Annotated in this window: 12 protein-coding genes; 8 read left to right on the top strand and 4 right to left on the bottom strand. The window is 69.4% G+C overall.

The genetic code is table 11. The features are described from left to right. Positions 1-71 precede the first annotated feature (71 nt). Positions 72-485 carry a hypothetical protein gene (locus AC5Y6X_RS01330; protein WP_499983752.1) on the top strand — a complete coding sequence of 138 codons (414 nt, stop codon included), beginning with the start codon at positions 72-74 and terminating at the stop codon, positions 483-485. 29 nt (positions 486-514) lie between these two features. On the opposite strand, the gene coaA is transcribed toward AC5Y6X_RS01330, so the two are convergent. After that, positions 515-1,453, bottom strand: coding sequence for a type I pantothenate kinase (coaA, locus tag AC5Y6X_RS01325; RefSeq protein ID WP_324674873.1), 939 nt, complete (start codon positions 1,451-1,453; stop codon positions 515-517). A gap of 112 nt (positions 1,454-1,565) precedes the next feature. Between coaA and glyA the strand changes: the two genes are divergently transcribed. The 5 genes from glyA to AC5Y6X_RS01300 all read left to right on the top strand — a co-directional run bounded on the left by glyA (position 1,566) and on the right by AC5Y6X_RS01300 (position 7,821). Continuing rightward, the gene (glyA, locus tag AC5Y6X_RS01320) at positions 1,566-2,846 is read left to right on the top strand and encodes a serine hydroxymethyltransferase (protein ID WP_499985163.1); all 1,281 of its coding nucleotides are present in this window, start codon (positions 1,566-1,568) and stop codon (positions 2,844-2,846) included. 110 nt (positions 2,847-2,956) lie between these two features. Beyond that, positions 2,957-3,784, top strand: coding sequence for an acyl-ACP desaturase (locus tag AC5Y6X_RS01315; protein WP_499983748.1), 828 nt, complete (start codon positions 2,957-2,959; stop codon positions 3,782-3,784). A gap of 253 nt (positions 3,785-4,037) precedes the next feature. Continuing rightward, complete coding sequence (phoH2, locus tag AC5Y6X_RS01310) at positions 4,038-5,339, top strand: RNA 5'-3' helicase PhoH2 (RefSeq protein WP_499983746.1); 1,302 nt, start codon at positions 4,038-4,040, stop codon at positions 5,337-5,339. A gap of 90 nt (positions 5,340-5,429) precedes the next feature. Then, entirely contained in the window at positions 5,430-6,305 is an 876-nt protein-coding gene (locus AC5Y6X_RS01305; RefSeq protein WP_499983745.1) for a polysaccharide deacetylase family protein, read from the top strand. A gap of 55 nt (positions 6,306-6,360) precedes the next feature. Continuing rightward, positions 6,361-7,821, top strand: coding sequence for an adenylate/guanylate cyclase domain-containing protein (locus tag AC5Y6X_RS01300; protein ID WP_499985162.1), 1,461 nt, complete (start codon positions 6,361-6,363; stop codon positions 7,819-7,821). A gap of 94 nt (positions 7,822-7,915) precedes the next feature. Here the strand turns inward: AC5Y6X_RS01300 and AC5Y6X_RS01295 are convergent, their stop codons facing one another. Genes AC5Y6X_RS01295 through glpX form a run of 3 tightly spaced genes read right to left on the bottom strand, consistent with a single transcriptional unit; the run spans position 7,916 to position 11,378 of the window. After that, positions 7,916-8,884, bottom strand: coding sequence for a hypothetical protein (locus AC5Y6X_RS01295; protein ID WP_499983743.1), 969 nt, complete (start codon positions 8,882-8,884; stop codon positions 7,916-7,918). Next, on the bottom strand, positions 8,881-10,284 hold the full coding sequence (locus tag AC5Y6X_RS01290; RefSeq protein ID WP_499983740.1) for a class II fumarate hydratase: 1,404 nt from the start codon (positions 10,282-10,284) through the stop codon (positions 8,881-8,883). Before AC5Y6X_RS01290 ends, AC5Y6X_RS01295 begins: the two co-directional genes overlap by 4 nt. A gap of 23 nt (positions 10,285-10,307) precedes the next feature. Further along, the gene (glpX, locus tag AC5Y6X_RS01285; RefSeq protein WP_499983737.1) at positions 10,308-11,378 is read right to left on the bottom strand and encodes a class II fructose-bisphosphatase; all 1,071 of its coding nucleotides are present in this window, start codon (positions 11,376-11,378) and stop codon (positions 10,308-10,310) included. Positions 11,379-11,458: 80 nt separating this feature from the next. On the opposite strand from glpX, the gene AC5Y6X_RS01280 reads away from it, so the two are divergent. Together AC5Y6X_RS01280 and AC5Y6X_RS01275 are read left to right on the top strand one after the other, a co-directional pair. Next, positions 11,459-12,127, top strand: coding sequence for a DUF4245 domain-containing protein (locus AC5Y6X_RS01280; RefSeq protein WP_499983735.1), 669 nt, complete (start codon positions 11,459-11,461; stop codon positions 12,125-12,127). A gap of 23 nt (positions 12,128-12,150) precedes the next feature. Then, the gene (locus AC5Y6X_RS01275) at positions 12,151-12,948 is read left to right on the top strand and encodes a dienelactone hydrolase family protein (protein WP_499983734.1); all 798 of its coding nucleotides are present in this window, start codon (positions 12,151-12,153) and stop codon (positions 12,946-12,948) included. The last annotated feature ends 14 nt before the right edge of the window (positions 12,949-12,962 follow it).

The raw sequence follows: 12,962 nt of genomic DNA, 5'->3' as shown, positions 1-12,962 counted from the left end.
GAGTCGATACGGCAGTGCGTGGGCGGCACGCTCAAACCTGTTCGACTACTGCCATCGCGAGGAGTAATCACATGACCGCTGTATCTGGTCTACCAACCCGCCCCCTGTACGACTCGACCGACTCGCTGTTGCGTTTCGCCATGCGTGCCGATGCCACGTTGACGGGATTGCTCGGCCTTGCGGTCGCCTTCGTCGCCGACCCGCTCTCGTCGCTGACCGGGCTGACGTCCCTTCAGGAATACTCGATGGGCGCCTTCTTCGTGCTCTACGGCCTGCTGGTGTTCGGCCTGGCGGCCGCGACGGACTTGCGCCGCGCCGGGATCGGCGTCGTCGTGGCCAACGTCGTGTACACCCTGGCCGCGATCGTGGCCGCCGAAGTCGTGCCCATGACCGCGATCGGGGTCGCCGCGACGCTGGCCAGTGGCGTCTACACCGCGGGTTTCGCCGCGCTGCAATACCTGGGGGTGCGCCGCCTCGCGGCCTGACCTCTGGGCTCCCGCCCCGCGCCGGCCTGCTACAGCTTGCGCAGGCGCAGCCGGTTGATCGAGTGATCGGCGTCCTTGCGCAGCACCAGGGTGGCGCGGGGACGGGTGGGCAGGATGTTCTCGACCAGGTTCGGCCGGTTGATCGACCGCCAGATCTCACGCGCCGCGGCGATGGCCTTGGTGTCGTTCAGGGCCGAGTAATGGTGGAAGTGTGATTCCGGGTCGGCGAACGCGGTGCCGCGCAGCGACAAGAACCGCGACACGTACCACTGCTCGATGTCCTCGATCCGGGCGTCCACATACAGCGAGAAGTCGAACAAGTCCGACACCATCAGGGTCGGACCGGTCTGCAAGACGTTGAGGCCCTCCAGGATCAGGATGTCGGGATGCCGGACCACGTGCTTGGCGCCCGGAATGATGTCGTACTTCAGGTGCGAGTACACCGGGGCGCACGCGTAGTCGGAACCGGACTTCACCGAAGTCACGAACCGCAGCAGCGCCCGGCGGTTGTAGCTCTCCGGAAAACCCTTGCGGTGCATGAGGTTTCGTCGATCCAGTTCCGCATTCGGGTACAGAAAGCCGTCGGTGGTGACCAGGTCCACCCGGGGGTGGTTTTCCCAGCGAGCCAACAGGGCCTGCAGCACGCGGGCCGTCGTCGACTTCCCGACGGCCACGCTGCCGGCCACCCCGATGACGAACGGCACCGGCCGGTCCGGGTTTTGTTGCGGCTCACCGAGGAATTCCGCGGTCGCGGCGAACAACCGCTGGCGCGCGGCGACCTGAAGGTGGATCAGCCGGGACAGCGGCAGGTAAACCTCTTCGACCTCGAGCATGTCGAGCTGCTCGCCCAGACCGCGCAGGCCGATCAGTTCCTCTTCGGTCAGCGCCAGCGGCGTCGACATGCGGAGCGCGCGCCATTGCTTCCGGTCGAACTCCACATAGGGGCTCGGCTCGCTCAGCCGCGGCATGGTGCCAGTGTTGCAGGGACCGACGCGCGTCGATCGGGTGGGCTGGCGAATGCGGCCGGTCGATAGACTGGCGCCCGTGACCGCCGCACCCGACGCCCGTACCGCCTCCCTGATGTCGGCACCCCTCGCCGAAGTCGACCCCGACATCGCCGAGTTGCTGGACAAGGAACTCCACCGGCAACGCGACACGCTGGAGATGATCGCCTCGGAGAACTTCGCGCCGCGCTCGGTGCTGCAGGCCCAGGGCAGCGTGCTGACCAACAAATACGCCGAGGGTCTCCCGGGGCGGCGCTACTACGGCGGTTGCGAGCACGTCGACGTCGTGGAGAACATCGCCCGCGACCGGGCCAAGGCGCTGTTCGGCGCCGAGTTCGCCAACGTCCAGCCGCATTCGGGCGCCCAGGCGAACGAGGCCATCCTGCACGCGCTCATGACGCCGGGGGAGCGGCTGCTGGGCCTGGACCTCGCCAACGGCGGCCACCTGACGCACGGCATGAAGCTCAACTTCTCCGGCAAGCTCTATGACGTCGGTTTTTACGGCGTGGACCCGACGACGCATCTGATCGACATGGACGCGGTCCGGTCCAAGGCGCTCGAATTCCGGCCCAAGGTGATCATCGCCGGCTGGTCGGCCTACCCGCGCATCCTCGACTTCGCGGCGTTCCGGTCGATCGCCGACGAGGTCGACGCCAAGCTGTGGGTGGACATGGCGCACTTCGCCGGTCTGGTGGCCGCGGGCCTGCACCCGAACCCGGTGCCGCACGCGGATGTCGTGTCCACGACTGTGCACAAGACGCTCGGTGGCGCCCGGTCCGGGATGATCCTGGGCAAGCAGGAGTACGCCAAGATCGTCAACTCGGCGGTGTTCCCCGGCCAGCAGGGCGGCCCGCTCATGCACGTCATCGCGGGCAAGGCGGTCGCGCTCAAGATCGCCGGCACGCCCGAGTTCGCCGACCGGCAGCGGCGCACGCTCTCCGGCGCCCGGATCATCGCCGAGCGCCTGCTGGCCGCCGACGTCGCCAAGTCCGGTGTCTCGGTGGTCAGCGGCGGCACCGACGTCCACCTGGTGCTGGTGGACCTGCGCGACTCCGCGCTGGACGGCAAGGCCGCCGAGGACCTGCTCGACGAAATCGGCATCACCGTGAACCGCAACGCCGTCCCCAACGACCCGCGGCCGCCGATGGTGACCTCCGGCCTGCGCGTCGGCACCCCGGCCCTGGCCACCCGCGGTTTCGGCGACGCCGAGTTCACCGAGGTCGCCGACATCATCGCCACCGCGCTGGCGGCGGGAAGCGCGGCCGATCTGCCCTCGCTGCGACACCGGGTGACGCAGCTGACCAGGGAATTTCCGCTGTATGAGGGGCTGGAGGACTGGACCCTGGTCGACCGTTAGCCACGGCCGAAGGACCGCCAAAGGACCGCCAAAAGGACCAAGGTCACCATTCGGCGACGACACGCGGCAAGGATTTTACGGAACCTGTGTACGCGGGTTACAGTAACCGCATGGCACAGAAACCTGTTCCCAACGCGCTGACCCTGGAGCTGGAGCCGGTGGTCGAACAGCTCATGGACCACCACCTCAACACCGAGGAACTCTGGTTCGCCCACGACTACGTGCCGTTCGACCAGGGCGAAAACTTCGCCTTCCTGGGCGGGCACGACTGGGACCCGTCCCAGACGACGCTGCCCAGGACCGTCACGGACGCCTGCGAGATCCTGCTGCTGCTGAAGGACAACCTCGCCGCCCACCACCGCGAGCTCGTCGAGCACTTCATCCTCGAGGAGTGGTGGGGCCGCTGGCTGGGCCGGTGGACCGCCGAGGAGCACCTGCACGCCATCGCGCTGCGTGAATACCTGGTGGTGACCCGCGAGGTCGACCCCACCGCCAACGAGGAGGCCCGCGTCCAGCACGTGATGAAGGGCTACCGCGGCGACATGTACACCCAGGTCGAGACCCTGGTGTACATGGCGTTCACCGAGCGCAACCAGGCCGTCTTCTGCCGCAACCTCGCCGCGCAGATCGAGGAGCCCGTGCTGGCCGGGCTCATCGACCGGATCGCCCGCGACGAGACGCGCCACGAGGAGATCTTCGCCAAGCTCGTCGCGCACTGCCTCGAATACACCCGCGACGAGACGATCGCCGCCATCGCCGCCCGCGCGGCGGATCTCCAGGTCGTCGGCGCCGACATCGACGCGTACCAGGACAAGGTGCGCAACGTCGCCGACGCGGGCATTTTCGGCCCGGCCGAGCTGCGGCAGGCGATTTCGGATCGCATCACCGCGTGGGGCGTGGCCGACGAGCCCGCGCTGAAGCAGTTCGTGATCGGCTGACCCAACCTTCGCCCACCGGCGCACATTTCGCGGCTCGACCGCGCGGCCCGCGCCGCCCGTTTCGGCGCGCCTGCGCGGCGCAGCAGCGGCCACGAGAGTAGCGTCGTTTCTCGATGGCCAGCGACAAAATCTGCTGCCAGGGCGGCACCTTCCGTCACGACTACGGCAGGACCGGCCCCGGTCCTGGTGCCGTGTTTCCCGCCGACATGCCCGCGCGGGTCCGCGCGGGCTCACCCCGCTCGAGGAGCGCTTCGTGACCGATACCCGGACCTATGTGATCGATACGTCCGTGCTGCTGTCCGACCCGTGGGCGTGCAGTCGGTTCGCCGAGCACGAGGTGGTGGTCCCGCTGGTGGTGATCAGCGAGCTGGAGGCCAAACGCCACCACCACGAGCTGGGGTGGTTCGCCCGTCAGGCGTTGCGCCTGTTCGACGATCTTCGCCTGGAGCACGGCCGGTTGGATCAGCCCATTCCCGTTGGGGCACAAGGCGGTACGCTACACGTCGAGCTCAACCACACGGACCCGGCGGTGCTCCCCGCCGGCTTCCGCACCGACAGCAACGACTCCCGCATCCTGAGCTGCGCGGCCAACCTCGCCGCCGAGGGCAGGCGAGTCACGTTGGTCAGCAAGGACATTCCGCTGCGGGTCAAGGCCGCGGCGGTGGGCCTGGCCGCCGACGAATACCACGCGCAGGACGTCATCGTCTCCGGATGGTCGGGGATGCACGAGCTCGAGACCGCGGCCGAGGACATCGACGCGTTGTTCGCCGAGGGCGAGATCGACCTGGCCGAAGCGCGGGACCTGCCCTGCCACACCGGGATTCGGCTGCTCGGCGGCAGCTCCCATGCGCTGGGCAGGGTCACACCGGCCAAGCGTGTCCAGCTGGTCCGCGGCGACCGCGAGGTGTTCGGGCTGCGCGGCCGCTCCGCCGAGCAGCGGGTCGCGCTCGACCTGCTGCTCGACGAGTCGGTGGGCATCGTGTCGCTGGGCGGCAAGGCCGGAACCGGGAAGTCGGCGCTGGCGCTGTGTGCGGGCCTCGAGGCGGTGCTGGAACGCCGCACCCACCGCAAGGTGGTGGTTTTCCGCCCGCTGTATGCCGTCGGCGGGCAGGAGCTGGGCTACTTGCCCGGCAGCGAGAGCGAAAAGATGGGCCCGTGGGCGCAGGCGGTCTTCGACACCCTCGAGGGCCTGGCCAGCCCGGCGGTGCTGGAGGAGGTGCTGTCCCGGGGCATGCTCGAGGTGCTGCCGCTGACCCACATCCGCGGCCGCTCGCTGCACGACTCGTTCGTCATCGTCGACGAGGCGCAGTCGCTGGAGCGCAACGTCTTGCTCACCGTGCTGTCCCGACTGGGCGCCGGATCGCGGGTGGTGCTGACCCATGACATCGCCCAGCGCGACAACCTGCGGGTCGGCCGGCACGACGGGGTGGCGGCCGTGATCGAGAAGCTCAAGGGCCACCCGCTGTTCGCCCACATCACCCTGCTGCGCAGCGAGCGGTCGCCGATCGCCGCGCTGGTCACCGAGATGCTCGAGGAGATCGCCGGCCCGCACTGAGCCCCTTCTCGCCGCGAAACTGTATTCCACGACGGGTCCACTCGCGATATGCGTCGCTAGTTGCAGTCTCGCGGTGAGTACGCTTTTACCGTGCCGAAACGACCCGACAGCCAGGCCTGGCGCTACTGGCGGACCGTTTTGGGTGTGGTGGCGGCCGGCGCGGTCCTGGTGATCGGCGGCCTCACCGGCCACGTGACGCGCGCCGACAACCTGAGCTGCTCGGTGGTCAAGTGCGTCGCGCTGACGTTCGACGACGGGCCGAGCCCGTTCGACGACCGGCTGCTGCAAATCCTGAAGGACAACGACGCGAAGGCCACCTTCTTCCTGATCGGCAACAAGGTGGCGGCCAACCCGGCCGGCGCCAAGCGCATCGCCGACGCCGGCATGGAGATCGGCAACCACACCTGGGAGCACCCCAACATGACGACGATCCCCGCCGAAGACGTCGCCGGGCAGTTCTCCAGGGCCAACGACGCGATCGCCGCCGCGACCGGGCGCACCCCGACCCTGTACCGCCCGGCCGGCGGGCTGTCCACCGAAGCGGTCCGCCAGACCGCGGCCAAGTTCGGGCTCGCCGAAATCCTTTGGGACGTCATCCCTTTCGATTGGGCGAACGACTCGAACACGGCGGCGACCCGGTACATGCTGATGACCTACATCAAGCCGGGCTCGGTGGTGTTGTTCCATGACACCTACTCGAGCACAGTCGACCTGGTATACCAGTTCATCCCGGTGCTCAAGGCCAACGGCTACCGGCTGGTGACGGTCAGCGAACTGCTCGGGCCGCGGGCCCCGGGCAGCAGCTACGGCGGCCGGGAAAACGGTCCGCCCGCCAACCAGCTCCACGACATCCCGGCCGGCGAGATCCCGGCGCTGCCCAACACCCCCTCGCCCAAGCCGATGCCCAACTTCCCGATCACCGACATACCCGACCAGAACTCCGGCGGGCCGAACAACGGTGCCTAGCCGAAACGCGGACTCGGCGAGCACCGGGCGACGAAAAAGCGCCCGCAGGTTATCGATTCAATACGGGATCGACCTCGCTGCGGCCTACATCATCGCCGCCATCGACGCGGCCGCCATCCTGATCCCGCTGCGGGGCCACACGTCCGCCGCGGTGGACGCCGACTTCGCGCAGAAGAACACCACGACGGTCATCGTGCTCGTCGCGCTCGGGGTCGTCGGCGTCGCGGTGGCCGGCGTGGTGAGCCTGGCACCCACACTGCGCTGGTATGCCGCCGGGGCTGATCCGACGCAGGAGCAGCGGGAAGCGGCGATGAAGCTGGCCGGCCGCCAGTCGGTAATCCTGTTGCTGGCCTGGGCCGCGGCCGGGGCGATCTTCGCGCTGCTGAATCTTGCTGGCGGGTCGAGGTTTTTGCTGCCCATTCTGCTCGGCGTGCTGTTCGGCGGACCGGCCGCCGCCGGCATGGGGATGCTGCTCGCCCAGCGCACCTTGCGCCCCATCATGACCGCGGCCACGCTGCGTGCCGAGCCGCGGCTGGCGGTGCCCGGCGTGTTCGCGCGGCTGGTTCTGCTGTGGTTCCTGTGCAGCGCGCTGCCCATCGGGGTGATCGCGACCCTGGTGGTCCTGCGCTCATACGGCTGGCTCATCCAGAAGTCCGCGTCGCTGGACGTGCCCGTCCTGGTGGTGTCGCTGGCGGCGCTGCTGCTCGGGCTGCCGACGATGATCCTGACGTCGCGATCGATCGCCGATCCGCTGTCCGAGGTCGCCGACGCGATGGCGGAGGTCGAGCACGGCCACATCGACACCTATGTGGGCGCCTATGAGCGCTCCCAAATCGGGCGTCTGCAAACGGGATTCAACCGGATGGTGGCCGGCCTCGCCGAGCGGGACCGGCTGCGCGACCTGTTCGGGCGCCACGTCGGAACCGACGTCGCCCAGCGCGCCATCGAGGAGGGCGCCTCGCTGTCGGGCGACGTGGTCGAGGCGGCGGTGCTCTTCATCGACCTGGTCGGTTCCACGCAGCTCGCGGAAAGCCGCCCCCCGCAAGAGGTTGCCGCGGTGCTCAACGACTTCTTCCGGATCGTCGTCGAAGCCGTCGACGAACACAGCGGGCTGATCAACAAATTCGCGGGCGACGCGGCCCTGGCCGTCTTCGGGGCGCCGTTGCGGACCAGCGAGCCGGCATCGGCGGCGCTGGCGACGGCGCGCGCGCTGGGCACGCAGCTGCGCCGGCTGCCCGTGGTCGATTTCGGCATCGGCGTCTCCGCGGGCCGGGTCTTCGCCGGCAACATCGGAGCCGAAAACCGTTATGAATACACGGTTATCGGGGACGCCGTCAACGAGGCCGCCCGGCTGGCCGACCTGGCCAAGACGACCGACCGGCGAATCCTGTGCTCGGCGGGAGCCATCGACCGCGCCGGCGAGGCCGAGCGGGCGCACTGGGCCGAGTGCTATTCCACCGTGCTGCGCGGACGCTCCGAGGCCACCCACGTCTCGGCGCCCGCGGGCCCCGGCTAGCGGCGTGAGCCAAAACCGCGTCGAGCGTGGGGGATAGGGACACAAGGCCACCGATTTTCCGCCATATCCCCCACGCTCGGCGCTCGGTTTCGAGTCACTTCGACACCTTGAGCGCCGAGATGACCTGGCTGAGCGTGGCCGCCGACGCCGCATCGCCGATGGGTGTCGCGCCCAGGAAGACGGTGACCGGTTTGGTGTCGACCGCGATGATGGTGACGGAGTCGCCCTTCACGTTGCGGGAGGGGTCGGCGATCGTGACGTCGGCGTCCACCCGCGCGGCCTTGGTCCCGTCTACCGTGATCGACGACGTCTTCGTCCGGCCCAGGGTGGGTGACGCGTTCGAGTAGCCGGGCCCGTTGGCCACGCACTGCATCAGCTTCGATGCCTGCGCGCCGACGTCCATGCTGCTGACGAAGTTGGTGACGGCGACCTCGGCCTGCATGACCCACTGGCTGGCGCCAGGCACCTCCTGGGCGAGGCCGACCGCGCCGATGAGGTTCGGGGTCTGGTCGTCGGAGAACGGCATCCATCCGGGTGCCGCGGTCGTCGGGAACGACAGCTTGCCCGCACTGACCGGGGCGCCGCCCGCGGGCTTGTCACCGCCGGACACGTTGGGGGTGCAGTCGGTCGCGGTCTGCCCGGAGCCGTTGGGCTGCGAGGTCGGGGCGCTCGTGGACACCGACGGCCCCGGCGGGGTCGCGTTGGTGGACTTGTTCCCGTTGCCGCTGAACACGACAATCAGCGTCACCACCAGCGCGATCACGCCCAGCACCGCGAGGGCGCCGACGATCAGCCACGGCGCCTTCGAACCCGGCCCCTTCGGCGGTGGTCCCGGCGGGTAGGGCCCGCCCGGCCAGCCGGGGGGAATCTGCTGGCCGGGCGGGTGGTACTGCTGGGGCGGGTACGGACCGGGGTACTGGCCGGGTGGCGGGTACGGGTAGGGGCCGCCCTGCTGGTAGGGGTACGGGGTGCCCTGCGGCTGGCCGCCCCAATGCGGTTCCTGCCCATACGGATTGGTTCCGTAGGGGTCCTGGCCGTAGGGGCCACCCGGGGGTGTCGTCATCGCTGCTCCGGCTTGACCTTGGCCATCGCCAAGACGTCGAGCCGGCGGTCCAACTCCTCGAGCGACAACTTGTCGCCGATCAGGCCGCGGTCGATGACGGTTTGACGAATCGTCTTGCGCTCCTTGAGCGCTTCCTTGGCCACCGCTGCGGCCTCCTCGTAGCCGATGGCCGAATTCAGCGGCGTCACGATCGACGGCGACGATTCGGCCAGCTCACGCAGGTGCTCGACGTTGGCGGACAGCCCGGTGATACAGCGCTGGGCGAACAGCTCCGACACGTTGGTCAGCAGCTTGAAGGACTCCAGGATGTTGCGGGCCATCATCGGGATGTAGACGTTGAGCTCGAAGGCGCCGTTCGCGCCGCCCCAGGCGACCGCGGCGTCGTTGCCGATCACCTGGGCGGCGACCTGTGTAACCGCTTCGGGCAGAACGGGATTCACCTTGCCCGGCATGATCGAGCTGCCCGGCTGCAGGTCCGGCAGCTGGATCTCGGCCAGGCCGGTCAGCGGGCCGGAACCCATCCAGCGGATGTCGTTGGCGATCTTGGTCAGCGACACCGCGATGGTGCGCAGCGCCCCGGAGGCCTCCACCAGCCCGTCGCGGGCGGCCTGGGCCTCGAAAGAGTTTGCCGCGGTGCGTAATTCGCTCAGGCCCGTCTTGTCGATCAGCGCCTCGACGACCTTAGCGCCGAAGCCGTCGGGCGCGTTGAGGCCGGTGCCCACCGCGGTCCCGCCGATCGCCAGCTCACCCAGGCGCGGCAGCGTGGCGCGCACCCGCTCGATGCCTGCCTCGATCTGGCGGGCGTATCCGCTGAATTCCTGGCCGAGCGTGACCGGCACCGCGTCCATCAGGTGGGTGCGGCCGGACTTGACCACCGTGCGCCACTCGCCGGCCTTTGCCGCCAGGGCGTCGCGCAGCACCTCGAGCGCCGGAATCAGGTGACGCACCGCGGCCTCGGTGGCCGCGATGTGGGTCGCGGTCGGGAAGGTGTCGTTGGACGACTGGGACATGTTCACGTCGTCGTTGGGGTGCACCGTGACGCCGTTGGCCGCGGCGATGGACGCGATCACCTCGTTGGTGTTCATGTTGGAACTCGTGCCCGAGCCGGTCTGGAAGACGTCGATGGGGAACTGGTCATCGTGCTTGCCGTCGGCGATCTCGGCCGCCGCGGCGATGATCGCGTCCGCCTTCTCCGGTGCCAGCAGGCCCAGGTCCCGGTTCACCGTCGCGCAGGCCCCCTTCAGCAGGCCCAGCGCGCGGATCTGGGTGCGCTCCAGGCCGCGGCCCGAGATCGGGAAGTTTTCCACCGCGCGCTGAGTTTGGGCCCGCCACAACGCCTTTGCGGGTACCCGGACCTCCCCCATGGTGTCGTGCTCGATGCGGTATTCGGTGTCCGTCATGGAATGGGAGTCCTCGATGGTCGTCAGGGCAGGGGGTAGGCGGCGGAGCTGTCGCCGGTGAAGTCGATCGCGGAGTATTCGTTGAGCTTGGAGAGCCGGTGGTAGGCCTCGATCAGCCGGACGGTGCCCGACTTCGAGCGCATCACGATCGACTGGGTGGTGCAGCCGCCGGGGTAATAGCGGACGGCCTTGAGCAGGTCGCCCTCGGTGACCCCGGTGGCGCAGAAGAAGACGTTCTCGCCGGACACCAGGTCCTCGGTGGTCAAGATCTGATCCAGGTCGTAGCCGGCGTCGAGCGCCTTGCGGCGTTCGGCTTCGTCCTTGGGCGCCAGCTGCGCCTGGATCGCGCCGCCCATGCAGCGGATCGCCGCGGCGGCGATGATGCCCTCCGGGGTGCCGCCGATGCCGGCGAGCATGTCGGTGCCCGACTCCGGCCGGCACGCGGAGATCGCCCCCGCGACGTCGCCGTCGGTGATCAGCCGGATCCGGGCGCCGGTGTCCCGCACGTCCTTGATCAGCTGGGCGTGCCGCGGCCGGTCCAGGATGCACACGGTCATGTCGCGCACCGACAACGCCTTGACCTTGGCGACGGCGCGGATGTTCTCCGCGATCGGCGCGGTGATGTCCAGCACGTGCGCGGCCTCGGGCCCCACGGCGATCTTGTTCATGTAGAACACCGCCGACGGGTCGAACATCGCCCCGCGATCGGCGACCGCCAGCACCGAGATGGCGTTGGGCATGCCCTTGCTCATCAACGTGGTGCCGTCGACGGGGTCGACGGCGAAGTCGCACTCCGGGCCGTCGCCGTTGCCGACCTCCTCGCCGTTGTAGAGCATCGGGGCCTGGTCCTTCTCGCCCTCGCCGATGACCACCACGCCGCGCATCGACACCGTGTTGACCAGTTCGCGTATCGCGTCGACCGCGGCGCCGTCGCCGCCCTCCTTGTCGCCACGGCCGACCCAGCGGCCGGCGGCCATGGCGCCGGCCTCGGTCACCCGGACCAACTCCATGGCCAGGTTGCGGTCCGGCGCTTCGCCGCGCGGCCGCGACTGCGAGGCCCCGGATCCCGTCGAGCGGTCGCCCTGAACTGTCATGGTTGCTGATTGTCCCAGAAACGAATCGGCCCCCTGGAGCTGGGCTGCGGCTGTCGACGACCGGCTGGGATACTCACAGGGTGACCGAGGAGCCGCAGCCCAGCGCCGACGCGGCCGGCCCCGTTCCAAGGCCGGCCAAACCGCGGTTGCTGCAGGACGGCCGCGACATGTTCTGGTCGCTGGCGCCGCTGGTCCTGGGCTGCATCCTGCTGGCGGGCCTGGTCGGGATGTGTTCGTTCCAGCCGGGCGGGACAAACCGGGGGACGGTCCCGTCCTACGACGCGGCGGCGGCATTGCGGGCGGATGCGCAGACGCTCGGGTTCCCGATCCGGCAGCCGCAGCTGCCCGCGGGCTGGCAGCCCAACTCCGGGGGCCGCGGCGGCATCCAGAACGGGCGAACCGACCCGTCGACGGGCCGGCGGCTGGACGCGGCGACGTCGACCGTCGGATACCTCAGCCCGACCGGGATGTATCTGAGCCTGACCCAGAGCAACGCCGACGAGGACAAGCTGGTCGGCTCGATCCACCGGGCCGCGTATCCGACCGGAGCCGTCGACGTCTCCGGCACGCGCTGGGTCGTCTATCAAGGCGCCGGCGAGAGCGGCGCGGACGCCGAGCTGGTGTGGACCACCCGCCTCACCGCGCCGGCCGGCGCCACCCAGCTGGCGATCACCGGCGCCGGAAGCGCCGACCAGTTTCGTACGCTGGCCGCGGCGACCCAATCCCAGCCACCGCTGCCGACTCGATAGACGGCCGAACAGAAAGGACCCGCGTGACCGCACCCGAAGCCGACCTGTCCGGCTGGTCCGCGTCACCGTTCACCGGTGGCGGCTACACCCATGACGTCTACCGCAAGGGCACCGGCCCGGGGGTGGTGCTGATTCCCGAGATACCCGGCATCCATCCCGGTGTGCTGGCCCTGGGTAATCACCTGGTGGACAACGGGTTCACCGTCGCGATCCCGTCGCTGTTCGGTGAGCCGGGCAAGCCGGCGACGGGCGGCTACATCTTCACCACGATCGGGCGGGCCTGCGTCGCAAGGGAATTCGCGGCGTTCGCCACCAACAAGCAGCGGCCGGTGTCGTTGTTCCTGCGCGCGCTGGCCCGCGACCTCAACGCGTCGACACCGGGCAACGGCGTCGGCGTGATCGGCCAGTGCTTCACCGGGGGCTTCGCGCTGGCCGCCGCGGTCGACGACAGCGTGCTCGCCCCGGTGCTGTCCCAGCCGTCGGTGCCGCTGCCGCTCGGCCGCGCGCGACGCGCCGACCCGGGGCTCAGCGAGGCCGAGCTGGCCACCGTCGCCGATCGCTGCGCCAACGACGGCCTGTGCGCGATGGGCCTGCGGTTCAGCGAGGACAGGGTCGTGCCGCGCGAACGGTTCGCGGCGCTCAAGGAGCGGCTCGGCGACGCGTTCGAGGTCATCGAGATCGACTCGGGCCCAGGCAACGAGGGCGGTTTCGCCAAGGGTGCGCATTCGGTGCTGACCGACGAGGTCCGCGAGGTCGACGGTCACCCCGCTTACGAGGCCCGCAAGCGAGTAGTCGAATTCCTGACCCAGCGGCTCAGTTAGGGAAGCTCGACAGG

The organism is Mycobacterium sp. NGS26, assembly GCF_059813025.1.
This window is presented reverse-complemented; position numbering and strand designations above follow the sequence as displayed.